Genomic DNA, 24,306 nt, shown 5'->3' with positions numbered 1-24,306 from the left:
GACCGATTTAGACACCCTGGGGCAGGTGAAAGATCCGGCTGGGATCGTAGGCGGCCTTCACGGCGGCCAGGCGCGGCGCGTTGGCGCCGTAGTAGGCGCTGCGCCAGTCGGTCAGGTCCGGGTCGATGTAGTTCACGTACGCGTGATCGCCCAGATGCGGCCGCATGTCGGCGTGGATGCCGCGGAGCCAGGTCCGGCCGGTGCCCTTGGAGTAGTACTGGACGCCGAACAGCGCCGCCCGGTGCGGGAAGGCGGTGGCCTCCGGGCGGACCCGGGCGACCGCGCCGCCCAGCGCGTCCAGCTGCACGGTGTGCCGGCCCGCCCGGGCCACGCCGGCCGCCAGCGCCCTGATCCCGTCCGCCGACAGCTTCCGGTAGGCCAGGTGCGACTTGGCCGCGAAGGTGTCCCTGCTGAGCCGGCCGGCTGCGGTCTGACCTGGTAGATGGCACTGCGCGACCGAGAGCGACGAGCACCCCGCCATGACCATCATGGCGTGCTGGTAGGACGTCGCGGTGGCGTAGCGGGAGGAGGGGGTGCCGATCGCGGCCACGAGCGGCGCCAGGAGGCGGTCGAGCGCCGCCTTCCCGCCCAGGTAGGTGCCGCCGATCTGCACGTCCAGCCCGTTGTCGTTCGACAGGTGCAGGGTGGACCAGAGCTCGTCCGGCGCGGTGGGCGCCCAGGACTGCCAGGCCTTGACCGCCGCCCCGGCCTTGCGCCACGGCCAGTGCAGGAAGAAGACCGTGATGCCGCTGGTCTTGTGGGTGCGGAAGGTGAAGGACACCGCCACGCCGAAGTTGCCGCCGCCACCGCCCCGGCACGCCCAGTAGAGGTCCGGGTGCTGGTTGGCGTCGCAGGTCAGGAGGCGGCCGTCGGCCGTGACGATCTGGACGGATTCGAGGGTGTCGCAGGTCAGGCCGTACTTCCTGGAGACCACGCCGATCCCGCCGCCCAGCGCCAGGCCGCTCACCCCGACCGTGGGGCACGAACCGGCGGGGATGCTCACGCCATGGCGGCCCAGCTTGTCGTAGACGTCGACCAGCTTGGCCCCGGCGCCGACCGTGGCCCGGCCGCCCGCGTAGGTGACGGACTTCATCCGTGAGACGTCGATCACCAGGCCGGTGCCGGTGGACCAGCCCGCGTAGGAGTGGCCGCCCGAGCGGGCGGTGACGGGGAGGCGGTTCGAGCGGACGAAGGACAGGCACGCGGAGACGTCGGCCGGGCTCGCGCAGTAGGCGACGCCGCCCGGCCTGATGCCGTCGAAGGCGGGATTGAACAGGCGCCTGGCCGCGTCGTAGCCCGCGTCGGCCGGTCGTACCAGCGTGCCGGTGAGGCGGCGGCGCAGTCCGGCCCAGTCGGGGGCGGCGGAGGCGAGCGCGGGCGGGGCGAAGGAGGCGAGTGCGGGCGGCGCGGAGACCAGCCCGAGCATGGGCGCCAGCGTGGCGGCGCGGAGGAAGTCGCGGCGGTCCATGGTCGTCTCCCGGTGATCGTGGTGAACCGATCGGTGAGACGGTCCCGGAGGCCGTCCGGTTGGTAACAAATGCATCACTAAAGCTGCCTGGTCCGTCCGCCTGAGCGCGCTCAGGCGGACGGACCAGGGGATCAACCTGCCCGTACGGCTACGGACTCGTTGAGGCGCAGGGCCAGCGCGGGACACATGTCCACGGCTCGGCGAGCGTCTTTCGCCATCCAGCCCGGCACGGTCTTGAAGGAGGGGAAGCCGTATTCGTCCAGTTCCACGAACTCCGGCAGGAGGTGCGCGCACAGGCCGTGGCCCTGGCAACGCGTCCAGTCCACCTCCACGCGGTACTCGGGCTGGTCCTCGTTCTCCGGGAGGGGGAGCACGCCGCGGCACGGCCGGCCGCAGGAGCCGTACTCGAGGTGGAGCGCGATGTCGCTCTCGAAGGCGTCCAGGGAGGACAGGACGAACCTGGCCGTGCCGTCGGGGTGGAAGCAGGCGCCTCTGCGCTCGACGGCTCGTACGGTGCGGCGTACCGCGTCCGTGGACCCGGTGCCCTCGGCCAGCGCGAGCAGCGCCCGAGCCACGTCGGGCAGCCCGAGGCGGCAGGGGCCGCACTGGCCCGACGACTGGGCGGCGAGGTAGGCCGCCACCCGGGTCGTCTCGCCGAGCGGGCAGGTCGAGTCGCCGAGCGGCACCACGATCCCGGCGCCCAGCTCGCTGCCCTTCGCCTTCATGCCCTCGCGCGAGATGACCGCCGTGAGGGCGTTCTCGTAGCTCATCCAGGCGCCGTGGTAGCCACCCATGAGGATGCCGTCGCCGATCTCCGCCTCGCACATGTCGAGGACGTCGATCAGCGGGGTGCCCGTGGGCGCCTCCACGACGGCGGGGTTGGTGGCGCCGCCGCTCACGCTGAGCAGGATGGTGCCGGGCTCCTTGGCGGTGCCGTACTCGGCGTAGCCTTCGGGGCCGTACTCGGCGAGCAGGGCGAGCTGGGCGAACGTCTCGGTGTTCGACAGCAGCGTCGGCAGGCCGTCCACGCCGCTCTCGGCGGCGCGCTTCTTACGGCCGTTGGGGATGGCCTCCCCGCCGTTCACGCCGCGCACCAGGGCCCCGCCCTCGCCCGAGATGAACCTCTCCTCAAGCGCGACCACCCGGATCTTCACGTGGCTCTCCTGGCCGCCCGCCACGTTGGCGGCGCGCCGCTCGGCCACGGCGGCGGAGACCGACGCCTCGGCCACCTCGCCGCCGGACCCGATCGCCACGACGACCTCGCGCGCGTGCAGGGCCTCAGCGGCGAGAACCGCGCCGTCGAGCACGAGGTGGGGGTTGCGGATGAGCATCATGGTGTCCTTGAAGCTGGCCGGCTCGCCCTCCGAGCCGTTGACCAGCACGACACTCTCGCGTGCCCCGGCGGCGTCGGCGACCGCGCGCATCTTGCGGCCGACCGGAAAGGCCGCTCCGCCCCTGCCGCGCATGTCGACCTCGTTCACCTGGGCGATCAGGGTCTCGATATCACGCAACACCGGCTCGCCGTGCAGCGTCCGGTGGGCGGGGAGATCGATCCGCCTCGTGTGCTCCAGCCCGGCGGTCAGGCGGGCCGGGCCCACGCGTAACACGCGTGGGACTCTCTGCGGGATCACTCTGGCGCCTCCTGGGCATTCCTGTGCGGTCTCATCCCGCCTCCCGGTACTTCCTACGCGCTGCGTCGAGGCTCACTGGCGCGTTGACGTCCACCGGCCGCGCGACCGGCGACCTGTCGACCTCCGGCGTCTTCACCCATTCCGGCTGGAGGGCCGGCCTGAGGATCGTGGCCACCACTCGGACGAGCAGGGCCCCGCCGACGGCTGCCAGGCAGACGATGTACGACCACGCCACCCAGGGCGCGGGTGGGCGGCCCGCGGTCAGACCATGCATGATGGCCACGGGCCAGGACAGGTACGCGGTGGCGTGGATCGTCCGCCATACCCATGGCCTGGCCGTCACCGCGAACCGTCCTCGTATGATCCCCGACACAACGATGATCACCATCATGTCGAAGGCTACTGCGCCGAATCCCACATAGATACCGGCAATTGGGACCACTGTCGCGGCCAGTGGGGCATGGCCCAGACTGACCATAAGACTGATGTGCGTGACCAGGTAGGCCATCCCGATCGCCGCTGTGGCCCGATGTGCCAGTTGTGCCCTGACCCTGTTGGACGGGGACAGGAAGACGCGTTCGGTGGTGAGCAGACCGAGCCCGACCGTCGCGCTCAGTAACACCAGGGCGAACACGCCCGCGTAGAACTCGAGGAAGCCCACCCCTTGCCCGAGCCATGAGATCCCGTTGTCGGTCATGGTCAGGGCGAACCCTGCCAGGATCAACACGGCGATCCCAGTGCTCACTCCGAGCCGGACGTACCTGGAGTCCAGCTTGCTCGGAGCGTGCCGGGGCAGTCTTTTGTGGAGCATCGATTCCCTCCAAGGTCGTCGATTGAGGGTGCGACTCGGGAGGGCCGACCTACGTCAGCAACGACGCCCGCGGTTGATGCAGTTGACCACGAACGACATGAGCTGATTCGACATCACGTTGGCGAAGTCGGCGTGATCGGTCACCGGGTTGTGCTTCTGCTCAGGGAACGAGTCCACGGCGAAGGACGGCCCCTGTGGAACCGAGTACGTCAGGGTCATGCGCAGCTGTGGGATGGCCTTGGTTCCCTGTGCACAGGCGCCACCCTGTCCCGGGAACACCACGTGCGTACGGTGGTTGGCGCTGTCGGTGTTCTGGCCGTCCCAGCAGCTTGGGAAGTCTAGGATACGGACGACTTGGCTGCCGCGTGGGCAGAGCGGATATTTGTTATTTGTGATGCGGTTCTGGAAGCCGGTACACGTCCACGCCGCGCGTGCGTTGGCGCCGCCGTTCGTGGCCGCCTTGGCGTCACCCATGATGAGCCGCAGGAACCTCGGCATCGCGGTCACCTTGGACGTCGCGTTGCCGCGGAACTGGAGGGTGACCTGGTTGGCCCGCAGGACCTGGCCGACGTTGCCGTCCGCGTCCTGGCTGTTGGCGTCCGACTTCCGGTCGCGGAGCACCGGCCAGAAGTAGGCCGACTTGTCGCCGAACCGGCAGGTGGTGCCGCCCGCGGCGAGGCTCTGGTCCGTCGAGAACCCGTTCGTCGTCAGGTTGCCCACGTAGTCGTGCAGGTGGTGCGCGCCGTTGCTCACGCCCGGTGCGACGATGAAGTTGTCGGGGTTGTTGTGCTTATTGCCGTTCGTCCCACAGGCTGAGACGAACGTGCCCCTGGAGCCGTTCCGGCCGATCTGGAAGTTGTCGAGCTGGCCGCGGCCGACCCGGCGGATGTCGACGAAGTCCTCGGGGAACGGGCCGAGGTCGGCGCATTCCTCTTCCTGACCCGTCCCGGTAGGCGAAGGGGTGGGCGTCGCGGACTTGGTGGGCTGGTTGTTGTTGTTGTTTCCGTTGCCCCTGCGGCGGAACGTCTGCTGCTGGTCCTGCTGGCCCTGGTCCTGTTGCTGACCCTGGTCCTGCTGCTGCTGGCCGTTGTCCTGCTGCTGGCCCTGGTCCTGCTGCTGCTGGTCCTGGTTGTCGTTGTTCTGCTGCCCGTCGGGCGCCGGGGTCGGCGCGGCCAAGAGGGCACCGCCGCCCTGCTGCTGCTGGCCGTTGTCCTGCTGCTGACCCTGATCCTGCTGCTGTTGCTGGCCCTGGTCCTGCTGCTGGCCTTGGTCCTGCTGCTGCTGGTCCTGGTTGTCGTTGTTCTGCTGCTGGTCCTGGTTGTCCGGGGCCTGCTGCTGCCGCCTTTGTTGCTGAGTCGGCGATTGAGACTGCTGCGCCTGTTCGTTGGCCGGATCGCAATGGTCCGCAACCGCTGGACCGACGCCGATCACCGCCGCGGACACCAGGCCGCCGGCCAGAACGGCCAGAGCGGACACGGCCGCGGCCGCGCGTCTGGAACTCCTCATTATTGTCTCCTCGTTTCGACCGCCGTTGCGACGGATGGAACAGGTGAGGGCGTCGGGGGCTCGGGGAGCTCGCCGAAGTCCACCAAGCCGGTGCCTTCGAGCAGCGTCATGTGCTTCAGCACCACGGTGTTCGCCGTGTTGGCGAACTTCCGGATCTCCTCGTTGCGGGTCCCCGCCCGCACCGCTGCCACGACGGCGAAGACCTTGCCGTGCGCGGCTCGCAACAGGTTGGCGAAGTCCTTGTCGAAGGCGGGACCCTTCTCCGTGGACAGCTGGGCCATCCAGCTCTGCTGATCGGCGTTGGCCGTGTCAGGTATGGGCACGCCGAGTTTCGCGGCGAGCGCGCGAGTCGCCGCGTCCAGCTTGGTGTGATCTTCGACCAGGTGCTTCCCGGTCTCCTTCACGCTCGCGGACTCGGCGCGGGTCTGGGCCCATTGGCCAACGGGAATCTCCCAGAGGCCTGCCTGGCGTACCTTTACCAGGAAGTCGCGATCCGCCGGCCCGATAGGACCGGCGGCCGACTGCGTGTACTGGGTGGCTCCCGCTGAGGTTCCTGAAGGCAGGACCAGCAGGATCGTGACCGTGGCAGCCACTGCGAAGCCGCCGAACATGAGCAGTTCGCCGCGCAAAAGCCTGTGCATGATCGGAGGTACGCGGGCCTTCGGGGACCGGTTCACCGATGAGTACGGAATAGTTAGAAATGACTGGAGTTATCGGAGTGGCTACCGCACTGATAACGAAGGTGTAAAGATGTGCCCCGTGCTAGGTCATCTCGCCGGCAGGTTAGAGAGTACGGATGCCGAAGCGGAAGAGCGCATTGCGGCGCTCTACCAGGAGTTCGGCGGCCCTCTGCTGCGCCACGTACGCAAGTCGACCGGGAACGATCTTCAATGGGCCGAAGACGTCGTTCAAGAGACGATCGTAAGAGCCTGGCGACACTCGGCAAGACTGCAATGGGAGCCCAGCCTCATCTGGGCATGGCTACTGACAGTAGCGCGCCGTATCGTGATCGACGGACGCCGGCGCAAGAGTGTTCGGCCACACGAGGTCGAGCCGCCGGAAGTCGACATGCTGGCGGTGCCAGACAGCTCGGAGCGGGCGCTCTCGGCCATGGTGGTCAAGGACGCACTTCAGAGCCTGTCCGACGAACACCGGGAAGTGATTGAGCAGACCTACCTCCGGGACCGTACGATAAGTGAAGCGGCGGAGATTCTGGGGATCCCGCCCGGCACGGTGAAGTCCAGGCTCTACTACGGGATCCGGGCTCTCCGTGTGCTTCTGCAGGACAAGGGGGTAGCCGGGTAATGCATGAAGGGGTGGCCGCCTACGTCCTCGGTGTCCTCGACGATGAGGAGATAGAGGAGTTCGAGCGCCACCTCGACACATGCGCACGGTGCCAGGCGGAGCTCAAGGACATGGCCGAGATTCCGGGCCGGCTCGACGAGCTGAAAGACCTGCCCGCCGCCTCCGAGGACGACCCGCCTATGTCGATGTCACGTTGACGTTCTTCCCCTTTTCGGGTGATATCGATACGGCGAGGCGCGTACGCCCGGTCGATCAGACCGGGCGGCTTGGGGGAGGTGTTCGGTGGGCATCCATGGCGATGCGACCATCCCTCCTGACCGGCGATTCGGCGAGGAGGGCGGCCGGCTCTCCTACGGCGCCTATCTCCGCCTGCCCGAGCTGCTCGCTCAGCAGTTGCCTCAGTCCGAGGCGCCTGACGAGCTGCTGTTCATCACCATCCATCAGGTCTACGAGCTGTGGTTCAAACTGCTGCTGCACGAGCTGGAGGTCGCCAGGGACGCCATGTTCCATGGCGAGATCTGGCAGGCCAGGCACGTGTTCAAGCGGGTCCACGCGGTGGAGCGGGTGCTGATCGAGCAGGTCGAGGTCCTGGAGACGATGACGCCTCAGGACTTCCTGGAGTTCCGGGCCAAGCTGGCCCCGGCGAGCGGCTTCCAGTCCGTGCAGTTCCGCGAGCTGGAGTTCTTGTCGGGGCTGAAGGACGCCCGCTACCTCGGCCGGCTGAGAGACGCCAGCGACACCGAACTCGCCAGGTTGCGCCGCCGACTCGACGAGCCGTCGCTGTGGGATGCTTATCTCACCGCCCTTTCCCTGCGTGGCCTGCCGGTCTCCGACGACGAGATCATGGGCACGCTGCTGGCCGTGGCGAGGGACCGCGGGTCGTACGACGACCTGTGGCAACTGGCCGAAGACCTGATGACCCACGACGAGACCGCCGCCCAGTGGCGGACCCGTCATGTCCAGATGGTCGAACGGCAGATCGGCACCAAGTCCGGCACAGGCGGCTCGACGGGTGCCCCCTACCTGCGCGGTAGGACCCGCCTGCACTACTTCCCGCTGCTGTGGGAACTAAGGGCCTGGCTGTGACAAGCCATGGCGAACCCTCACAAAGGAGTGAGAGCGAAATGCCGCTCGACGAGGCCAAGGATGAGCTGCTCCAGCGAGCCGCGCAACGATGCGCGGTGAGCAGCGACCATGTGAGCCCCGAGGATGCGCTGTCCTTCTTGCGGATCTACTACCGGCACGTCGCGCCGGAGGACCTGCTCGACCGTAGTCCCGTTGACGTGTACGGCCCGGCGATGTCGCAGAAGCAGCTGGCCGAGGTACGCCCCCAGGGCCGGGCCATGGTCCGCGTCTACACCCCGACGCTCGAGGAGAACGGGTGGGACCCGGGGCACTCCGTGGTCGAGGTGGTCACCGACGACATGTCGTTCCTGGTCGACTCGGTGGAGATGGAGCTGGCCAGGCATGACATCGGCACCTACCTGGTGGCCCACCCGCAGATGCGGGTACGCCGTGACATGACCGGCAAGATGCTCGGCAGGGGCCAGGAGGACGTCACCGGCCAGATGCAGGTCGAGTCCTGGATGCACTTCGAGATCGACCGGCAGTCCGACCCCGAGGCGCTCAAGCAGCTGGAGGCCGACCTCCAGCGGGTCCTGTCCGACGTGCGGCAGGCGGTCGAGGACTTCAGGAAGATGCGCGGGGTCGCCGTACAGACGGCGGAGGACCTGACGCTCAACCCGCCACCGCTGGAGCCCGCCGAGGTCGAGGACAGCCTCGACCTGCTGCGCTGGCTCGCGGACGGGCACTTCACCTTCCTCGGCTACCGCGAGTACCGCCTGGAGCACACCGACGAGGGCGACGCGCTGCGCGCGCTGCCCGGCGCGGCGCTGGGCATCCTGCGTGACGACAAGATCGGCTCGGAGAGCTTCTCCGTCCTTCCCGCCGAGGTGCGGGCCAAGGCCCGCGAGAAGCAGCTGCTGATCATCACCAAGGCCAACTCCCGGGCGACCGTGCACCGCGCGGCCTACCTCGACTACATCGGGGTGAAGCTGTTCTCGCCGGAGGGCGAGGTGATCGGCGAGCGCCGCTTCCTCGGCCTGTTCACGCACGTGGCCTACAACGAGTCGATCTCCAGGATCCCGGTGCTCAGGCGCAAGCTCGCCGACGTGCTGGACCAGGCCGGGCTGGCTCCGGACAGCCACGACGGCAAGGACCTGATCGAGATCCTCGAGACGTTCCCGCGCGACGAGCTCTTCCAGACCTCGCTCGACCAGCTCCTGCCGATCGCGCTCGGTGTGCTGCGGCTGCGCGAGCGCAAGCAGGTCAAGCTGTTCCTGCGCCGCGACGACTACGGCCGCTACATCTCCTGCCTGATCTACCTGCCGCGCGACCGCTACACCACTCAGGTGCGCTACCGGATGCAGGAGCTCCTGCTCAAGGCGCTGGGCGGCAAGACGCTCGACTACAGCGCGATGATCGGTGAGTCCGCCCTGGCGCGGCTGCACGTGGTCATCCGCGGCGAGCGCGGCAAGCAGCTGCCGCCGCCGGCCGTCGACGTGGAGGAGCTGGAGGCGCGGCTGGCCGCGATCACCCGGTCATGGGAGGACGACCTGGCCGCGGCGCTGTCGGAGCTGACCTCCGAGGAGGAGGCTCCCAGACTGACCAGGCGCTACCAGACGGCCTTCCCCGAGGGCTACAAGGCCGACTTCCCGCCGGAGATGGCCGTGGTGGACCTGCGCCGCCTGGAGCAGCTGGCCGGCTCCGACGAGAACGAGATCGGCCTCAACCTCTACGAGCCCTACGACGCCGGCGAGGGCGAGCGACGGCTGAAGATCTACAAGCTGGGCACGCCCATCTCGCTGTCGCGGGCGCTCCCGCTGATCCAGCGGCTCGGCGTCGAGGTCGTGGACGAGCGGCCGTACGAGATCGACAGGGACAGCGACCCCGCCACCAAGAACGCCTGGATCTACGACTTCGGGCTGCGCTACACGCCGAACGAGGAGGTCGACAGGAAGGACTTCAAGCGGCTCTTCCAGGACGGCCTCATCGCTCTGTGGAAGGGCGAGGTGCAGGCCGACAACTTCAACTCCCTCATCCTGCGCGCCGGGCTGACCTGGGAGCAGGTCGAGATCCTGCGCGTCTACGCCAAATACCTGCGCCAGGCGGGCTCCGCCTTCTCCCAGCGCTACATGGAGCGCGTGCTGACGGGCAACGTGCGGCTGGCCCGGCTGCTGGTGCGTCTCTTCGAGGCGCGGCTCGACCCCCGGCGTGGCGACGACGTGCGGACCGACCTGGCCGACGCGCTCCACGAGGAGATCCTGGGCGCGCTCGACGAGGTCGCCTCGCTGGACGAGGACCGGATCCTGCGGGCGTACCTGGAGATGATCCAGGCGACGCTGCGCACCAACTACTTCCAGACCGTGGACGGGCGCCGCAAGCCGTACATCTCGCTGAAGTTCGACCCGCAGGCGATCAGCGTGCTGCCGCTGCCGCGGCCGAAGTACGAGATCTTCGTGTACTCCGCCCGGGTCGAGGGCGTGCACCTGCGCTTCGGCAAGGTGGCCAGAGGTGGGCTGCGGTGGTCGGACCGGATGGAGGACTTCCGGACCGAGATCCTCGGCCTGGTCAAAGCCCAGATGGTGAAAAATACCGTTATCGTGCCGACTGGCTCCAAGGGCGGATTTGTCGTGAAACGTCCGCCTGAGGGCGGAGGGCGCGAAGAGCTGCTCGCCGAGGGCGTGGCGTGCTACCGGATGTTCATCTCCGGGCTGCTCGACATCACCGACAACCTGGTCGACGGCAAGGTCGTGCCCCCACAGGACACGGTCAGGCACGACGGCGACGACACCTACCTGGTGGTCGCCGCCGACAAGGGCACCGCGACCTTCTCCGACATCGCCAACGGCGTGGCCAAGGAGTACGGCTTCTGGCTCGGTGACGCCTTCGCCTCCGGCGGCTCGATCGGCTACGACCACAAGGTGATGGGCATCACCGCGCGCGGCGCCTGGGAGTCGGTCAAGTACCACTTCCGCACGATCGGGACCGATGTGCAGACCACGGACTTCACCGTGGCCGGCATCGGCGACATGTCGGGCGACGTGTTCGGCAACGGCATGCTGCTGTCGCAGCACATCCGGCTGGTGGCCGCCTTCGACCACCGGCACATCTTCATCGACCCCGACCCGGACACCGCCCGCAGTTTCGCCGAGCGGCAGCGGCTCTTCGCGCTGCCGCGCAGCTCCTGGGCGGACTACGACACCAAGCTCATCTCGGCGGGCGGCGGCGTCCACCCGCGCACGGCGAAGTCCATCCCGATCACGCCGCAGATCCGCGAGGCGCTCTCCATCCCCGCGGCGGTCACCTCGATGACGCCGAACGACCTGATCAGCGCGATCCTGCGGGCCCCCGTGGACCTGCTGTGGAACGGCGGCATCGGCACCTACGTCAAGGCGAGCACCGAGTCGAACGCCGACGTGGGCGACAAGGCCAACGACTCGCTCCGGGTCGACGCCGCCGAGCTGCGCTGCAAGGTCATCGGCGAGGGCGGCAACCTGGGCTTCACCCAGCTGGCCCGCATCGAGTTCGCGCGCGGCGGCGGGCTGGTCAACACCGACTTCATCGACAACTCGGCCGGGGTCGACACCTCCGACCACGAGGTGAACATCAAGATCCTGCTCGACCAGGTCGTCCGCGACGGCGAGCTGACCGACAAGCAGCGCAACCAGGTCTTCACCTCGATGACCGACGAGGTCGCCGACCTGGTGCTCCGCGACAACTACGCCCAGAACGTGGTGCTGGCCGCGACCCGCGCCCAGTCCGTCGAGATGCTCCACATCCACTCCCGCTACCTGCGGCGCCTGGAGCGTGACGGGCTGGTCAACCGGGAGCTGGAGTTCCTGCCCTCGGACAAGACGCTGGCCGAACGCCGCCAGGCCAGGCTGGGCCTGACGGCGCCGGAGTTCTCGGTGCTGCTGGCCTACACCAAGCTGGTGGCCGACGCCGAGCTGCTCGGCTCCGACCTGCCCGACGACCCGTATCTTGCCTCGTGGCTGGTGTCGTACTTCCCGTCGGCGCTGCGCGAACGTTTCCGGCCGTACATGGACGCCCACCCGCTACGCCGCGAGATCATCACCACCTGCGTGGTGAACGAGCTGGTCAACTCGATGGGCACCACGTTCATGTTCCGCTTCAGCGAGGAGACCGGCGCCTCGACGCCCGACATCGTCCGCGCCTACCTCGTCGCCCGCGAGGTGTTCGACCTGTCCAGCTTCTACCGCGCGGTGGAGGCGCTCGACAACAAGGCCGACACCTCGATGCAGATCGCGATGCTGCTGGAGGCCAGGAAGCTGGCCGAACGCGGCACGCGCTGGCTGCTCGGCAACCGCCGCCCGCCGCTCGACCTGGCCGGGTCGGTGAGCTTCTTCGTCAAGGGCGTGAACGGCCTGCTCGCCCACATCCCGAAGCTGCTCGCCGGGCCCGACCTGGCGGCCTTCGAGGAGCGCCGCGACTCGTTCGCGGCCCGCGGGGTGCCGACGGAGCTGGCGGAGCGGGTGGCGGCCATGGTGCCCGCCTATTCGACGTTCGACCTGGTGGAGATCTCCTCGCTCACGGGACGCCCGGTCAACGAGGTGGCGGAGGTGTACTTCGACCTCGCCGACCGCCTCCAGCTGGCCCGCCTCAGGGAGCGGGTGATCGCGCTGCCGCGTGACAACCGCTGGAACGCGATGGCCCGGGCGGCGCTCAGGGACGACCTGTATGCGGCCCACGCGTCGCTGACGCGCGATGTGCTGGCCCACAGCACGCCGGGGCTGTCTCCGGAGGAGCGGCTGGCCCGCTGGACGGAGGCGAACTCGGCGGCGGTCCACCGCTCCCGCCAGACCCTCTCGGAGATCTGGGAAAGCGACAACTTCGACCTCGCCACGCTGTCTGTCGCTCTCCGCGCGATCCGCACGCTGGTGGCTTCCAGCAGCCTTCCCCACAGCGAGGGGTGACGTCGTTCCGTTGGCGCCGCCCGGGCTGGCCGGTCTTGTACGGCCAGCCGGGTGGGCCCCAGCCGCCATACGTGGCTGGGGCCTGTCCAGGGGCACGCTCCTCCGGTGGAGACGGCTGAGCGCCGGATCTCATTCTTTTTCGATCTTGTACGGCCAGCCCGGTGGGCCCCACCCGCCATACGTGGCCGAGCTCTGTCCAGGGACACGCTCCTCCGGTGGAGATGGCTGACTGCCGTGACGTGCGCCTTCTTGGCCCCGGCCGTGGTCTACCGAGCCCGCGACGCGCGGATGCCCCACAGGCGCCGATGGAGGCGGGCGCAACTGGCCGCCGAGGGCTACCTCGAAGCACGCACCAGCTCGGCCACGCGAGTCCGCCTCGGGGTGGCAGGCCCGGCCACGGGGGCGCGGCCCGGTTTCGGCCCGGTTTCGGTGATCCGCCCGCTGGGGCGCGGCGTGAAGTTGGCGGCCCGCCAGGGGCGCCCTTTGCCCCGGGCCGTGACGCGCGGGCGCCGATGGCGGTCACTGAGCGTGACATGCGCGTTCTTGGCCCCCGCCGTGGCCGGTCCTTGGCTCCTGGCCGGGTTAGTTCGTGCCTGTGAAGGCTTCCTTGTGGTCTTCTGCCCATTGGGCGAAGGATCTGGGGTGTTTGCCGGTTATCTTGGCGAAGGTGTTTGTTGTCGTTACTGGAATGTTTGTGGCGGCTACGGAGTGTTTAAGGAGCGATTCCACAATTTCTGGTGAGCCCCAGCGGGACAAGACCTGGCGGTGGGTTTCCAGGTCCTGCAGATGCCATTCGAGTGGCCGGGCGATTGTCCGCGCGATTGTGTTCAGCTGGTCGCGCTGGGTGATGGAGTCGGGACCGGTCAATTCGTAGACGGCGTTCTCGTGGCCGTCTTCTATCAGGGCATTTAGTGCGATTTCCGCTATGTCGGCTTCGTGGATGGGGGCTGAGTGGGTGTCGGGGAACGGGTTGGTGACCCTGCCTTCGGTGCGGATCTCTGGTGCCCATTGGAGGGTGTTCGTGGCGAACGCGCCTGGGCGTAGGGCGGTCCAGGGGAGGCCCGAGGCGGTCACCGACTCTTCGGCCACGCCGTGCAGGCGGGCGATCGCGTCCGTGGCCGTGGGGTCCGCGAGAGCGGCGGACAGGAGGACGACGTGGCGTACTCCGGCCTCGCGGGCCTGTGCCAGGAAGGCGTCCAGTCCTTGAGGGTCGGCGTAGAGGAACACCCGGTCGACGCCGTCCAGCGCGAGTGCCGGATCGTCCGCCGCTACTACATCCACAGCTGTGGGCAAATGTGCGGCGGCGGGGTCTTTGCTGGCGGCGCGGACCTGTTCGCCGGCCTCCAGGAGCTGCTGTATGAGGCTCCGGGCCACGTGTCCGCGGGCCCCGGTTACCAGAATCGTCATGCGGACATGCTGGTCCGGGGGCGTTCCTGGCGGGTAGGCACGGCCAGGGCTGGGACTCGGGGTACCAGGCGTGAGGGAGCGGGGTCATCATGGTTGGGATGAACAGGGAGGAACTCGGCGGCTTTCTGCGTAGCCGGCGGGGCCGGATCAAGCCCGCCGAGGTGGGGCTGGCGCCCGGCCCGCGCCGGCAGACCCCCGGGCTGCGCCGCGAGGAGGTCGCGCTGCTGGCCGGCATCTCGGTCGACTACTACATCAGGCTGGAACAGGGCCGCGGCCCGCACCCGTCGGACCAGGTCCTCACCGCGCTCGGCCGGGCCCTGCGGCTGACGGGCGACGAGCACGACTACCTGCTCCGGCTGGCCGACCAGTCCCCGGCCCGCGCCGAGCCCGCCCGCGAGGTGCCCGCCAACGTCCTGCGCCTGCTGGACCGGCTCACCGACGTCCCGGCCATGGTGATCAACGCCTGTTACGACGTTCTCGCCTGGAACCGCATGCTGGTCGCCCTGATCGGCGACCTGTCGGAGGTGCCGCCCCGGCAACGCAACACGTTGCGCTGGCTCTTCGGCAACCCGGCCCCGACGCCCGACAAGCTCCAACTCGCCCGCCAGTGCGTGGCCGACCTCCGAGCCACCGGCCGCTACCCGACGGACGCGAACATCAGAGCCCTGGTCGACGACCTGAGAGAGACCAGCCCCCTGTTCGCCGGCTTGTGGGCGGCCCGCGACATCGAAATCCAGCGAACCCTGACGAAGCACATGACCCACCCCATCGCCGGCCCGATGGAACTGGACTGTGACTTCCTCCCCATAGCTGGCGCGGACCAACGCCTGGTCCTCTACACAGCCGCCCCCGGCACGCCCTCCCACAAGGCCCTCCAGCGCCTGCGGTCTCCTGACGCATAGCCAGGGCTCGGTGGACCCCCGCGGGGGCGAGGGTGGCCGCCTGGCCACCTCCACAGGCGCTGGTGCGCATCACGGGCTCGTAGCGGGCGCGAAGGATGGCCGCCACCTCCCCGGCGCCCGCGCCAGGGGCTGGCAACCAACGGCGAGAGCAAAGAATGGCAGCCCGGCTCTACCGGCGCAGGGGGGAACACCTGGGCGTCATGGGCTTCGTAGCCCACGGCGTGGGGCGAAGGGTGGCCGCCCAGCACGGGCGCCTGCGGGACACCGGGCCGCCACGGGCTCGGTAGACCACGGTCGGGGCCAAGAAGACGCACGTCACGGCGCCCAGCCGCCTCCACCGGAGGAGCGTGTCCCTGGACAGAGCTCGGCCACGTATGGCGGGTGGGGCCCACCGGGCTGGCCGTAAAGGAAAAAAAGGGTTTTACGGATCTCCACCAACGGCTTTGGTGAGGGACCCGATGTGGGCGATGATCGCAGCGGGAGTCGGTGTGCCGGAGCGAGGGACCACGGTCGCGTACTGGTTGATCTCTGTGGTTTTCAGGAACCGCCGCGCCTTGTCGTTGTGATACAGCCAGCGGGCCGCCTCGGGCACCGGGACGAAGTCGGCCTTGTCCGTCTCCACCGTGGTGGTCGTCGTGCGCGTCATGGCGTACTGGATCAGCGCCCCGCCGTCCACCATGCGCAGCGCGTAGACCGGGTAGTCGCCCGCGCTGAAGATCGAGTCGTAGCTGAAGCCGCCGATCTTGGCCCGCTCCCGGTCGGTGGTGATCTGCTCGGCCACGTCCGTCGTGTAGGGGCCGCGTTCGAGCAGGCCGGCCGCCACGCCCGTCTCGCCCGCCTCCGCCACCGTGGCGTGCAGCGGGCCCATGAACTGCGGGCTGATCGTGACGCTCTTGTCGTCGGGCGCGAGCGCCGTCGCGTAGCCTTCCGCGTCGAGCTGGATGTGCGGCGGGTCCTGCCCCGGCAGCAGCTGTGTCGCCGAGCTGAGCCGCCAGTCGTCGGCCCTGGCGAACGTCAGCAGCGTCGGATGGCCGTTGCGCGTGGTCAGCACCGTGAACCAGGGCGCCCCCTCGTCGTGCCTGAACCGCGGCACGAACAGCGTCGGCGTGCCCCACGTGTAGCGGGACGGGCGGTTGCCCGTCGACAGGAAGTCGGCCGAGGTGAGCTGCGCCTCCGCGTCGCGGGTCAGCTCCATCGCCAGCCGCAGGTCGCCGCCGGCCCGCAGCAGGTCGTCGGTGGCGGTGAAGGTGGTGAACACCTTGGCCGCCTCGACCGGCGTGATCAGCGGGGTGGTCGCCGAGGGCGACGGGGTCACGGGTGCGCTCGTGGTCGCGGCCACCTGACTGGGCGTGGACGGGGACGCGGCCGAGCAGCCGACCGCCGCAGCCAGCAGACCGGCGGCGAGCGCCAGCACTCTCCGCCGACCGAAACTACGCACGTGGCCATGTTATTCGGGCCCGCGAGGGTCGCGTACCCTTGGGAGGCGTGGCAGGTATCGATCCAGCAGAAGAGATCAACGAGCTCGCGGGCACCCTGCGGAGCATCCAGGACGTGCTCGACCTCGGCGCCATGCGCAAGCAGATCGCGGAGCTGGAGGACCAGGTCGCCGCGCCTGACCTGTGGGACGACCCCGAGCAGGCGCAGAAGGTCACCAGCAAGCTCTCACACATGCAGGGCGAGCTCAACCGCGTCGAAGGGCTGGTGCGCCGCCTCGACGACCTGAGCGTCCTCTACGAGCTGGCCGCCGAAGAAGGCGACGAGGACACCAGGACCGAGGCCGACAAGGAGCTGGTCTCGCTCCGGTCCGACATCGGCGCGCTGGAGGTCCGCACACTCCTGTCCGGCCCCTACGACGCGCGTGAGGCGCTGCTCACCATCAACTCGCAGGCCGGCGGCGTCGACGCCGCCGACTGGGCGGAGATGCTGCTGCGCATGTACATCCGCTGGGCCGAGCGCAAGGGTTATCCGACCGAGGTCTACGACACCTCCTACGCGGAGGAGGCCGGCATCAAGTCGGCCACGTTCACGATCAAGGCCCCCTACGCGTACGGCACGCTCCGCGGTGAGCACGGCACCCACCGTCTGGTCCGCATCAGCCCGTTCGACAACCAGGGCCGCCGGCAGACGTCGTTCGCCGGGGTCGACATCGTGCCGGTCGTCGAGCAGACCGACCACATCGACATCAACGAGGACGAGCTCCGCATCGACGTCTATCGCTCGTCGGGACCCGGCGGCCAGGGCGTCAACACGACCGACTCCGCGGTCCGCATCACCCACCTGCCGACCGGCATCGTGGTCTCCTGCCAGAACGAGCGCTCGCAGCTCCAGAACCGCGCCTCGGCGATGAACGTGCTGCAGGCCAAGCTGCTGGAGCGCAAGCGGCAGGAGGAGGCGGAGCGCATGTCCGAGCTGCGGGGCGCCTCGACCACGTCGTGGGGCACCCAGATCCGCAACTATGTGCTGCATCCCTACCAGATCGTGAAGGATCTGCGCACGGGCACGGAGGCGGGCAACCCGACCGCCGTTCTCGACGGCGACATCGATGAGTTCATCGAGTCCGAGATCCGCTGGATGCGCAGGCAGGAATCAGAGCCCGCTTAGGTGCTTGAGCACTAGGGCCACGAAGAGCAGCACGACCAGCAGAATGACGATCAGGGCAGGTGACAGCCCGGCGAAGCCGTGGTTGTGCATCCGCTCGCGGTTGGCACGGCACAGGGGGCAGCGGCCCTCGATGACCGGGTGGGCGCACTGCGCGCATACGAGGTGTTGGCAACTCATGTCAGCCCCAAGTCTAGCCGCACAATCGTTTTGTTTCCGTTATGGACGTTCCATGCCAGTCTTCCCCCTAGACTGTGCTCTGGCCAATCGGAACGTCGATCATCAGTAAAGAAAGGCGTCCCCGATAGGCGTGTGGCGGGAAGTGGGCATGTGCCACCCTCGCTTCCGTCCTGACCCCTAGACTGGCATGCCGTGATGCTCTCGTGATCCATTTCGATAATGTCACCAAGGTCTACACGAACCAGAACCGACCCGCTCTCGACCATGTCTCCGTTGACGTGGACAAGGGCGAGTTCGTGTTCCTCGTCGGTCCTTCGGGATCAGGCAAGTCCACCTTCCTGCGCCTGGTCCTGAAGGAGGAGCGGCCCAACTCCGGTGCGATCCACGTCGCCGGCAAGGATCTGGCTCGCCTCTCCAACTTCAAGGTGCCGCACCTGCGCCGCCGCATCGGCTGCGTGTTCCAGGACTTCAGGCTGCTCCCGAACAAGAACGTCTACGAGAACGTGGCGTTCGCGCTCGAGGTCATCGGTAAGCCACGGCGGTTCATCCGCAAGGTGGTGCCCGAGGTCATCGAGCTGGTCGGCCTGGAAGGCAAGGCCCACCGGATGCCCGACGAGCTGTCAGGCGGCGAGCAGCAGCGCGTCGCCATGGCCCGCGCCTTCGTCAACCGGCCCATGATCCTGCTGGCCGACGAGCCGACGGGCAACATCGACCCCGCGACGAGCATCGGCATCATGAAGGTGCTCGACCGGATCAACAGGACTGGCACTACGGTCGTCATGGCCACGCACGATGCGGCCATCGTCGACTCCATGCGCAAGCGCGTCGTGGAGCTGGAGGACGGCAAGATCGTCCGCGACCAGTCGCGTGGCGTTTACGGCCAGGCGTACTGACAGGGAGCAGTAGACAGAACATGCGGGCGAATTTCATCTTCTCCGAGGTCTGGATCGGCCTCCGTCGCAACCTGACCATGACGCTCGCGGTGGTCATCACCGTGGCCGTCGGCATGGCGATGCTGGGCATCGGCCTGATGATCAACGCCCAGGTCACGATGATGAAGGACTTCTGGTACGACAAGGTCGAGGTATCGGTCTTCCTCTGCGGCAAGAACCCCACGATGCCCAACTGCAAGGGCAAGCCGATCAGCCCTCAGCAGAGCAAGGCTCTGCAGGCCGAGATCCAGGGCATGTCCGGGGTCGAGAATGTTCTCTATGAGAGCCCGGACCAGGCCTACGCCAACTTCCAGAAGTCCTACGGTGCCAACAAGGCGCTCGTCGACGCGACCACGGTCGACGACATGCCCGCCTCCTTCCGCGTCAAGCTGAAGGACCCCAACAACTACCAACCGGTGGTTCAGGCGCTCACGGGCAAGCCAGGCGTGGCGCAGGTGACGAACCAGAAGGACCTGGTGGACAAGCTCTTCGGCTTGCTCGACAAGCTGAGATCCGCCGCGCTGGCGGTGGCGATCGTCCTGGTCCTGGCGGCCGCGTTGCTGATCGGCAACACCGTGCGGCTGTCGGCGTTCAACCGCCGCCGGGAAACCGGCATCATGCGGTTGGTCGGGGCGTCCAACCTCTATATCCAGCTGCCCTTCGTCATGGAGGGCGTGATCGCCGGGCTGATCGGCGGGGTGTTCGCCGCCGTGATGCTGATCGTCGCCAAGGTCTTCCTGTTCGAGGAGATCGCGCGTTCGTTCGCGTTCGGCAGCCAGCTCGGCTGGAACGACGTGGCATCGGTGATCACGCTGACCATGGGCATCGGCGTGGTGATCTGTGTGCTGGCATCGTTCATCACACTCCGCCGTTACCTCAGGGTCTGACGGATCGCCGGTAAGGTCGGAGCATGCCACGTGAGACCGGGCGGAAGGTCGTCGCCCAGAACAAGCGTGCCCGGCACGATTACCACGTCGAGGACACCTTCGAGGCGGGGCTCGTGCTGCAGGGCACCGAGGTGAAGTCGTTGCGGGAGGGACGCGCGTCGCTCGCCGACGGCTTCGCCTCCATCGACAGCGGCGAAGCGTGGTTGTTCAACGTCCACATCCCCGAATACACCCAGGGGACGTGGACGAACCACGCCGCCCGCCGCAAGCGCAAGCTCCTGCTCCACCGCAAGGAGATCGACAAGCTCGCCGCCAAGACGAAGGAGGGCGGGCTGACGATCGTGCCGCTGTCTCTCTACTTCAAGGACGGCAAGGCCAAGGTCGAGATCGGCATCGCCCGCGGTAAGAAGGACTGGGACAAGCGGCAGACCCTCGCGGAGCAGCAGGCCAAGCGGGAGATGGCCCGGGCAGTGCGGCACCGCAACCGATGAGCCGCGTACGCCGCGGCCTGGCCGCGACCGTCACCCTGGCCGTCGCGAGCATGTCGCTGACCGCCTGTTTCGAGGAGTCGTCCCCGCACGACGCCGTGCGGGACTTCCTGGTGGGCTGGCAGTCGGAGGACTACGACCTGGCCGCCGGCCGTACCGACGGTGATCTCGCGGCCGTGCGCAAGGCGCTCTCCGACGCGAAGATCGAACTCGACGCGGCCTCGTTCCGGTTCAAGATCAAAAGCATCAGCCTGAACGGCGACCAGTCGCAGGCCGACTTCCGCGCCGAGGTCGACCTGGGGGAGAACAACCCGCTCTGGGTGTACGACAGCATGCTGCCGCTGCGCCTGGTCGGCGGCCAGTGGAAGGTGCACTGGTCGCCTTCGGTGCTGCACCCGCAGCTGAAGGAGGGCCAGCGGTTCGCCGTGTCCACCAAGGCGATGCCGCGCCAGCCGGTCGAGGACAGGAACAGCACACCGCTCCAGCTTCCCCAGTTCCTCTACGTGGTCGGCGTCATCCCGTCACAGCTCGGTGACAAGGCGGATGAGGTCGTCGAGCAGCTCTCGGGATACACCGGGTTCGCCCAGGACCGGCTGCTGAGCCGCATCAGGTCGTCGCCGCCGAAGCAGTTCGTCCCGCTCGCCAACTTCGGCGCCGTGCGCTACCGGGAGCTGGAGGCTCAGCTCGACAAGATCCCGCAGCTCATCATTGACAAGCAGAAGCAGCCTGTCGCGCCCGACGACCCCAAGGACATCGTCGGCAAGGTGAGCGCGCTCACTCCGGAGACCGAGCAGAAGCTCGGCGGTCCGCAGCGGGCGGGCGACTCGTTCGGGCAGAGTGGGCTCCAGCGGGCTTATCAAAACAACCTCACCGGATCCACGCAGACCCGGGTGATCACCCTCGATGTCAAGACCGACAACGAGGTCGCGCAGCTCAAGGAGTGGCCCGGCCGGACGAACGTCCCGGTGCGGACCACGATCGACAGCGCCAAGCAACGCGCCGCCGAAGCCGCCGTGGCGCAGACGGATACCAGCGCGTTGGTGGCGGTCGACCGGTCGACGGGCGAGATCCTGGCGGTCGGCACCAAGGGCCTGAACCAGGAGAAGGACGCGCTCGCCGGCAGATTCCCGGCCGGCACGGCCTTCTCGATCGTGGCCGCCGACGCGCTGATCAAGGCCAAGATGAACATCAAGCAGAAGCTCGCCTGCCCGGCCGAGCGAACAGTGGGCGGTGCGCGGTTCGTGACGGCGAGCCAGGTCACCGGCGCCTCGCCGACGTTCAGCGACAACTTCGCCAAGGGCTGCGTCACCGCCCTGGCCTCGCTCGCCCGGCGCGTCGACGCGGCGGCCCTGGCCAAGAGCGCCGCGGCGTTCGGCATCGGCAAGGATTGGCAGCTACCGCTCAAGTCGTTCAGCGGCTCACTGCCCAAGTCGTTCACCGGCTCACAGCCCCTGCTGGCCAGCGACGCCGACAAGGCCAAGGCCATCGCGGGCCAGAACGTCGAAGTCAGCCCGCTCAGCATGGCTCTCGTCGCGGGGGCGATCGCCTCGGGCAGCTGGCACCCACCCGTGCTGGTGACCGAGCCGAAGTCGCCCGACTCCTCGGCGGAGGTGGTGTCGATGGCCGCGCCGCAACCGGTCGCCGTCGACCCCAAGGTCCGCAGCGCGCTGACCGCCATGATGCTCGCCGGCGCCAAGAGCTCGCGCGCCCTGGCCGGCCATACCGGGGTGCACGGCGTGACGGCCGCGGGCGACGCGGAGAAGCACCTGGGGTGGTTCGTGGGCTGGCAGGGTGAGGTGGCGATAGCCGTCCTCACCAAGAACTACGACCCCGCGGCGGTCGCGGGCGAGTTCTTCAGCGCCCTTCGCGACTCCCCGTGATTTTCTGCTCACCTTAGGCAACCGTTCGGGTGGTCGGCTGCGTCTTACTCAGTGACTGCCCTGCTCGGGGGGTTGCGGGTGCAGTCGCCGCGATGAGATCAGGACTTCATCTCGGGGGAAGTCCTGCCGTCCGGACCGGCGCGACCCTGCCGGTCGGCCCCCGGAAACGCCAACGCGTTTCCGGGGGCTTCGCCGCACGGGAATCAAGTTGACGTCGCACGTGTTGCAGGATGTAAGGTCGTCTTGCTCGGTCCTTCGGGGCCGTGTTGACAACTGCACATGGGGGTGACTGGCTTCGACTTCGACTTTGCAAGTCAGGTGAAGCGGGCCGAGGACTGCGGACATAACCTCGTTAACACTGTGACCGCAAACAACAAGTGCCAATTCTAAGCGCACTGTGGTCGGCCAGGGTTCCCTGGCCCTCGCTGCCTAAGTAGCGAAACCACTGTCAGCCCGGGACTGCCTTCGGCCCGGGACCTGGCATCGTTAGAAGGCTCAACCGCTCGAACCGGCCACGGGGGAGAGCGGGAAATCAAACAGTGGCTGAGCCCGTCGGTGACACGCCTGCGTGATCGCCGGGGCTGAGAAAAGCACAGCAGGCTGCGCCCGGAGAAGCCCTGCCTTGGGGTTGAAGGACGCGGGTTCGATTCCCGCCACCTCCACAGTGAATGATGCGGCGGCACCCGATGTGGGTGCCGCCGTTTTCGTGTCAAAGGGCTTCGTAGGGGGCGCTTCGCACTTGGGGGGCCTCAGGCGTTGTTTCCAGTCGCGCCGGGGCCGCGACCCCTGTATGGCCTCCGCTTCGCTCCGGACGCCTTGTCTTTTGGGGCGCGGGCTTCGCCCGCGCGTTCCCCATTGACCGTTCGAGCAATGTCGAAGATCACCCTGCAGGTGGAGAGCGATTGTGGCTCGTCCTCACCTGTAGGCTCCAAGACATCAGATATCGGTGACCAGCTTGACAGGTTGCCTCGTCAGGACGGCTATGGTCATGAAGTCGCGGTTGTCGCACAGCACCGTGAGATTTGCCCGTTCTGCGGTGGCAGCGATGAGCAGGTCGGCCGGACCGGCCGACCTGTGCTGTCCGGTCTCGGTGAGTAGCTGCTGAACCTCGGCTGCACGGTGCCATGCGTGTTCGCTCATCGGTACCCAGCCGAACAGATTGTGGAGCAGACGAACTTTTTCCAGGCGGTCCGCAAGCGATCTCGCGGAGAAAAGGAACTCCAACTCGACGACTGGACAGGTCGCGATGACACCGGCGGCAAGCTGGTCGGACCATGCCTGTCGTAGCTTGGGCTCCTGCAACATCCGGAACATGCCGGAGGTGTCGATGAGGTACAGGGCGGGTGTCACCGGCGGTAGGCCGCCTTGTTGCCGACGAAGTCATCGAAGTCTCCTCGGTCGGCCATCTCGCCGAGTGCGGCCAGGGCTCGTAGCCGCACCAACCGCTGCCCCACCTCGCGGAGGGCGGCGTTGACCGTGTCCTTCTTCGTCTTGGTGCCGAGGACCTCGGCAGCTATCGCCAGGGCCTCTTGGTCGATCTCGATCGGGGTTTTCATCATTGTCATGGGATCACCCTCCTTCGCACGTGCAGTGTATCAAGGATATCTGTTGCGGATGTCATAGATATCTTCCTCTTGGATCACTAGATGGTCGCTCGACCGGCCCGACATCTCTCCGATCAGCCAAGATTCAGCACCTGGTTCACCTCTTCCGGCTGCGGCGTCGTGTTTCGAGTAAGTGGCAAGCACCTCCACTGTTCCACCAGACCGCCTCTGGCCTGCTGAAATATCGGCAGGCTGGGGTGGTTTTCGTGTGTGTACGCATCGCGCGAAGCCTCAGACGTTGCTTCCAACCGTGCCGGGACCGCGACCCCTGATCGAAGATCTAACCCCAGGCACCGATCTATACCCGGGGCCAGCGTGCCTCGGCGTCGAAGATGCCCTTGGTCGATCGCGACAGTTGCCCTTTTCGTACCCGTTGTGTGGGGCCGTAGGGGAGCTCGCGGACCATCTCGATGTGGCGCGGGACCTGGTAGTACGCGAGTCGCTCCCTGTAGCGGTCGTACACGTGCGAGGCGGTGAGCGCGTGAGGTTCGGCCGATCTTGATGTCATCCTCGCCAGTTGTGACGGGACGGCGACTTCGGTGCTGTCCGCGACGCCGGGGCATCCGTTGACGATGCGTTCGACCTCGCAGGCCGAGACGTTCTCGCCCCAGCGGCGGAGGCTGTCGGTGGCGCGGTCGGCGGCCCATCATTGGTACGAACCCTGGGACCGCGACCAGGCTCGATGATCCACGGCCCGATGGATGCTGATCG

General features: G+C 67.8%; 21 protein-coding genes and 1 other RNA gene. 11 read left to right on the top strand and 11 right to left on the bottom strand.

Going from position 1 to position 24,306, the window contains the following annotated elements:
- Nucleotides 1–7 precede the first annotated feature (7 nt).
- From KME78_RS55975 to KME78_RS55955, 5 genes are all read right to left on the bottom strand, one after another.
- Complete coding sequence (locus KME78_RS55975) at nucleotides 8–1,468, bottom strand: FAD-binding oxidoreductase (protein ID WP_219538232.1); 1,461 nt, start codon at nucleotides 1,466–1,468, stop codon at nucleotides 8–10.
- 131 nt (nucleotides 1,469–1,599) lie between these two features.
- The gene (locus KME78_RS55970; RefSeq protein ID WP_308127515.1) at nucleotides 1,600–3,075 is read right to left on the bottom strand and encodes a ferredoxin; all 1,476 of its coding nucleotides are present in this window, start codon (nucleotides 3,073–3,075) and stop codon (nucleotides 1,600–1,602) included.
- A 55-nt stretch (nucleotides 3,076–3,130) separates the two neighbouring features.
- Entirely contained in the window at nucleotides 3,131–3,910 is a 780-nt protein-coding gene (locus tag KME78_RS55965) for a hypothetical protein (RefSeq protein ID WP_219538231.1), read from the bottom strand.
- Nucleotides 3,911–3,964: 54 nt separating this feature from the next.
- Complete coding sequence (locus KME78_RS55960) at nucleotides 3,965–5,416, bottom strand: DUF1996 domain-containing protein (RefSeq protein ID WP_219538230.1); 1,452 nt, start codon at nucleotides 5,414–5,416, stop codon at nucleotides 3,965–3,967.
- Entirely contained in the window at nucleotides 5,416–6,057 is a 642-nt protein-coding gene (locus tag KME78_RS55955) for a DUF4142 domain-containing protein (protein WP_219538229.1), read from the bottom strand. Before KME78_RS55955 ends, KME78_RS55960 begins: the two co-directional genes overlap by 1 nt.
- Before the next feature lie 109 nt (nucleotides 6,058–6,166).
- Between KME78_RS55955 and KME78_RS55950 the strand changes: the two genes are divergently transcribed.
- From KME78_RS55950 to KME78_RS55935, 4 genes are all read left to right on the top strand, one after another.
- The gene (locus KME78_RS55950) at nucleotides 6,167–6,721 is read left to right on the top strand and encodes a sigma-70 family RNA polymerase sigma factor (RefSeq protein WP_246654609.1); all 555 of its coding nucleotides are present in this window, start codon (nucleotides 6,167–6,169) and stop codon (nucleotides 6,719–6,721) included.
- A complete protein-coding gene (locus KME78_RS55945; RefSeq protein ID WP_219538228.1) occupies nucleotides 6,721–6,918 on the top strand; it encodes a zf-HC2 domain-containing protein in 198 nt (65 codons plus the stop codon). Before KME78_RS55950 ends, KME78_RS55945 begins: the two co-directional genes overlap by 1 nt.
- 85 nt (nucleotides 6,919–7,003) lie before the next feature.
- Nucleotides 7,004–7,807 (top strand): tryptophan 2,3-dioxygenase, encoded by an 804-nt coding sequence (locus KME78_RS67725; protein WP_219538227.1) that lies wholly within the window; start codon nucleotides 7,004–7,006, stop codon nucleotides 7,805–7,807.
- Between the two features lie 38 nt (nucleotides 7,808–7,845).
- Nucleotides 7,846–12,717 (top strand): NAD-glutamate dehydrogenase, encoded by a 4,872-nt coding sequence (locus KME78_RS55935; RefSeq protein ID WP_219538226.1) that lies wholly within the window; start codon nucleotides 7,846–7,848, stop codon nucleotides 12,715–12,717.
- 582 nt (nucleotides 12,718–13,299) lie between these two features.
- Here the strand turns inward: KME78_RS55935 and KME78_RS55930 are convergent.
- Nucleotides 13,300–14,124 (bottom strand): SDR family oxidoreductase, encoded by an 825-nt coding sequence (locus tag KME78_RS55930; RefSeq protein WP_219538225.1) that lies wholly within the window; start codon nucleotides 14,122–14,124, stop codon nucleotides 13,300–13,302.
- Nucleotides 14,125–14,222: 98 nt separating this feature from the next.
- On the opposite strand from KME78_RS55930, the gene KME78_RS55925 reads away from it, so the two are divergent.
- Entirely contained in the window at nucleotides 14,223–15,026 is an 804-nt protein-coding gene (locus KME78_RS55925; protein WP_219538224.1) for a helix-turn-helix transcriptional regulator, read from the top strand.
- Between the two features lie 421 nt (nucleotides 15,027–15,447).
- Here the strand turns inward: KME78_RS55925 and KME78_RS55920 are convergent, their stop codons facing one another.
- A complete protein-coding gene (locus KME78_RS55920) occupies nucleotides 15,448–16,464 on the bottom strand; it encodes a DUF8094 domain-containing protein (protein WP_219538223.1) in 1,017 nt (338 codons plus the stop codon).
- 47 nt (nucleotides 16,465–16,511) lie between these two features.
- On the opposite strand from KME78_RS55920, the gene prfB reads away from it, so the two are divergent.
- Nucleotides 16,512–17,627, top strand: coding sequence for a peptide chain release factor 2 (gene prfB, locus KME78_RS55915; protein WP_219538222.1), 1,116 nt, complete (start codon nucleotides 16,512–16,514; stop codon nucleotides 17,625–17,627).
- Here the strand turns inward: prfB and KME78_RS55910 are convergent.
- Nucleotides 17,613–17,804, bottom strand: a complete 192-nt coding sequence (locus tag KME78_RS55910) for a hypothetical protein (RefSeq protein ID WP_219538221.1) — start codon at nucleotides 17,802–17,804, stop codon at nucleotides 17,613–17,615. The genes prfB and KME78_RS55910 overlap by 15 nt on opposite strands.
- A gap of 203 nt (nucleotides 17,805–18,007) precedes the next feature.
- Here KME78_RS55910 and ftsE point away from each other — a divergent pair, with 203 nt between their 5' ends.
- From ftsE to ssrA, 5 genes are all read left to right on the top strand, one after another.
- The gene (ftsE, locus tag KME78_RS55905; RefSeq protein ID WP_049564761.1) at nucleotides 18,008–18,697 is read left to right on the top strand and encodes a cell division ATP-binding protein FtsE; all 690 of its coding nucleotides are present in this window, start codon (nucleotides 18,008–18,010) and stop codon (nucleotides 18,695–18,697) included.
- A 20-nt stretch (nucleotides 18,698–18,717) separates the two neighbouring features.
- Nucleotides 18,718–19,623, top strand: a complete 906-nt coding sequence (gene ftsX, locus KME78_RS55900) for a permease-like cell division protein FtsX (protein WP_219538220.1) — start codon at nucleotides 18,718–18,720, stop codon at nucleotides 19,621–19,623.
- A 23-nt stretch (nucleotides 19,624–19,646) separates the two neighbouring features.
- Nucleotides 19,647–20,114 (top strand): SsrA-binding protein SmpB, encoded by a 468-nt coding sequence (smpB, locus tag KME78_RS55895; protein ID WP_219538219.1) that lies wholly within the window; start codon nucleotides 19,647–19,649, stop codon nucleotides 20,112–20,114.
- Nucleotides 20,111–21,991 carry a penicillin-binding transpeptidase domain-containing protein gene (locus tag KME78_RS55890; protein WP_219538218.1) on the top strand — a complete coding sequence of 627 codons (1,881 nt, stop codon included), beginning with the start codon at nucleotides 20,111–20,113 and terminating at the stop codon, nucleotides 21,989–21,991. Before smpB ends, KME78_RS55890 begins: the two co-directional genes overlap by 4 nt.
- A gap of 281 nt (nucleotides 21,992–22,272) precedes the next feature.
- Nucleotides 22,273–22,656: a transfer-messenger RNA gene (ssrA, locus tag KME78_RS55885) on the top strand.
- Between the two features lie 271 nt (nucleotides 22,657–22,927).
- Here the strand turns inward: ssrA and KME78_RS55880 are convergent.
- The 3 genes from KME78_RS55880 to KME78_RS55870 all read right to left on the bottom strand — a co-directional run bounded on the left by KME78_RS55880 (nucleotide 22,928) and on the right by KME78_RS55870 (nucleotide 24,103).
- Nucleotides 22,928–23,341 (bottom strand): PIN domain nuclease, encoded by a 414-nt coding sequence (locus tag KME78_RS55880; protein ID WP_219538217.1) that lies wholly within the window; start codon nucleotides 23,339–23,341, stop codon nucleotides 22,928–22,930.
- Nucleotides 23,338–23,556 (bottom strand): type II toxin-antitoxin system VapB family antitoxin, encoded by a 219-nt coding sequence (locus KME78_RS55875; RefSeq protein ID WP_246654608.1) that lies wholly within the window; start codon nucleotides 23,554–23,556, stop codon nucleotides 23,338–23,340. Before KME78_RS55875 ends, KME78_RS55880 begins: the two co-directional genes overlap by 4 nt.
- A 337-nt stretch (nucleotides 23,557–23,893) precedes the next feature.
- Nucleotides 23,894–24,103, bottom strand: coding sequence for a hypothetical protein (locus KME78_RS55870; protein ID WP_219538216.1), 210 nt, complete (start codon nucleotides 24,101–24,103; stop codon nucleotides 23,894–23,896).
- Nucleotides 24,104–24,306 lie beyond the last annotated feature (203 nt).

It is taken from the genome of Nonomuraea guangzhouensis, assembly GCF_019396345.1.
Taxonomy (GTDB): Bacteria; Actinomycetota; Actinomycetes; order Streptosporangiales; family Streptosporangiaceae; genus Nonomuraea; species Nonomuraea guangzhouensis.
Note: the sequence above shows the minus strand (reverse complement) of the source record. Positions and strands in the feature narration are given on the sequence as shown.

Excerpts from the sequence above, each read along its gene's own strand:
- KME78_RS55930 (WP_219538225.1), bottom strand. The coding sequence starts at position 14,124 with ATGACGATTCTGGTAACCGGGGCCCGCGGACACGTGGCCCGGAGCCTC.
- KME78_RS55870 (WP_219538216.1), bottom strand. The coding sequence starts at position 24,103 with ATGACATCAAGATCGGCCGAACCTCACGCGCTCACCGCCTCGCACGTG.
- KME78_RS55955 (WP_219538229.1), bottom strand. The coding sequence starts at position 6,057 with ATGCACAGGCTTTTGCGCGGCGAACTGCTCATGTTCGGCGGCTTCGCA.
- KME78_RS55975 (WP_219538232.1), bottom strand. The coding sequence starts at position 1,468 with ATGGACCGCCGCGACTTCCTCCGCGCCGCCACGCTGGCGCCCATGCTC.
- KME78_RS55965 (WP_219538231.1), bottom strand. The coding sequence starts at position 3,910 with ATGCTCCACAAAAGACTGCCCCGGCACGCTCCGAGCAAGCTGGACTCC.
- KME78_RS55960 (WP_219538230.1), bottom strand. The coding sequence starts at position 5,416 with ATGAGGAGTTCCAGACGCGCGGCCGCGGCCGTGTCCGCTCTGGCCGTT.
- KME78_RS55925 (WP_219538224.1), top strand. The coding sequence starts at position 14,223 with ATGAACAGGGAGGAACTCGGCGGCTTTCTGCGTAGCCGGCGGGGCCGG.
- ftsX (WP_219538220.1), top strand. The coding sequence starts at position 18,718 with ATGCGGGCGAATTTCATCTTCTCCGAGGTCTGGATCGGCCTCCGTCGC.
- KME78_RS55950 (WP_246654609.1), top strand. The coding sequence starts at position 6,167 with ATGTGCCCCGTGCTAGGTCATCTCGCCGGCAGGTTAGAGAGTACGGAT.
- KME78_RS55935 (WP_219538226.1), top strand. The coding sequence starts at position 7,846 with ATGCCGCTCGACGAGGCCAAGGATGAGCTGCTCCAGCGAGCCGCGCAA.
- KME78_RS55910 (WP_219538221.1), bottom strand. The coding sequence starts at position 17,804 with ATGAGTTGCCAACACCTCGTATGCGCGCAGTGCGCCCACCCGGTCATC.
- KME78_RS55945 (WP_219538228.1), top strand. The coding sequence starts at position 6,721 with ATGCATGAAGGGGTGGCCGCCTACGTCCTCGGTGTCCTCGACGATGAG.
- KME78_RS55890 (WP_219538218.1), top strand. The coding sequence starts at position 20,111 with ATGAGCCGCGTACGCCGCGGCCTGGCCGCGACCGTCACCCTGGCCGTC.
- KME78_RS55875 (WP_246654608.1), bottom strand. The coding sequence starts at position 23,556 with ATGACAATGATGAAAACCCCGATCGAGATCGACCAAGAGGCCCTGGCG.
- smpB (WP_219538219.1), top strand. The coding sequence starts at position 19,647 with ATGCCACGTGAGACCGGGCGGAAGGTCGTCGCCCAGAACAAGCGTGCC.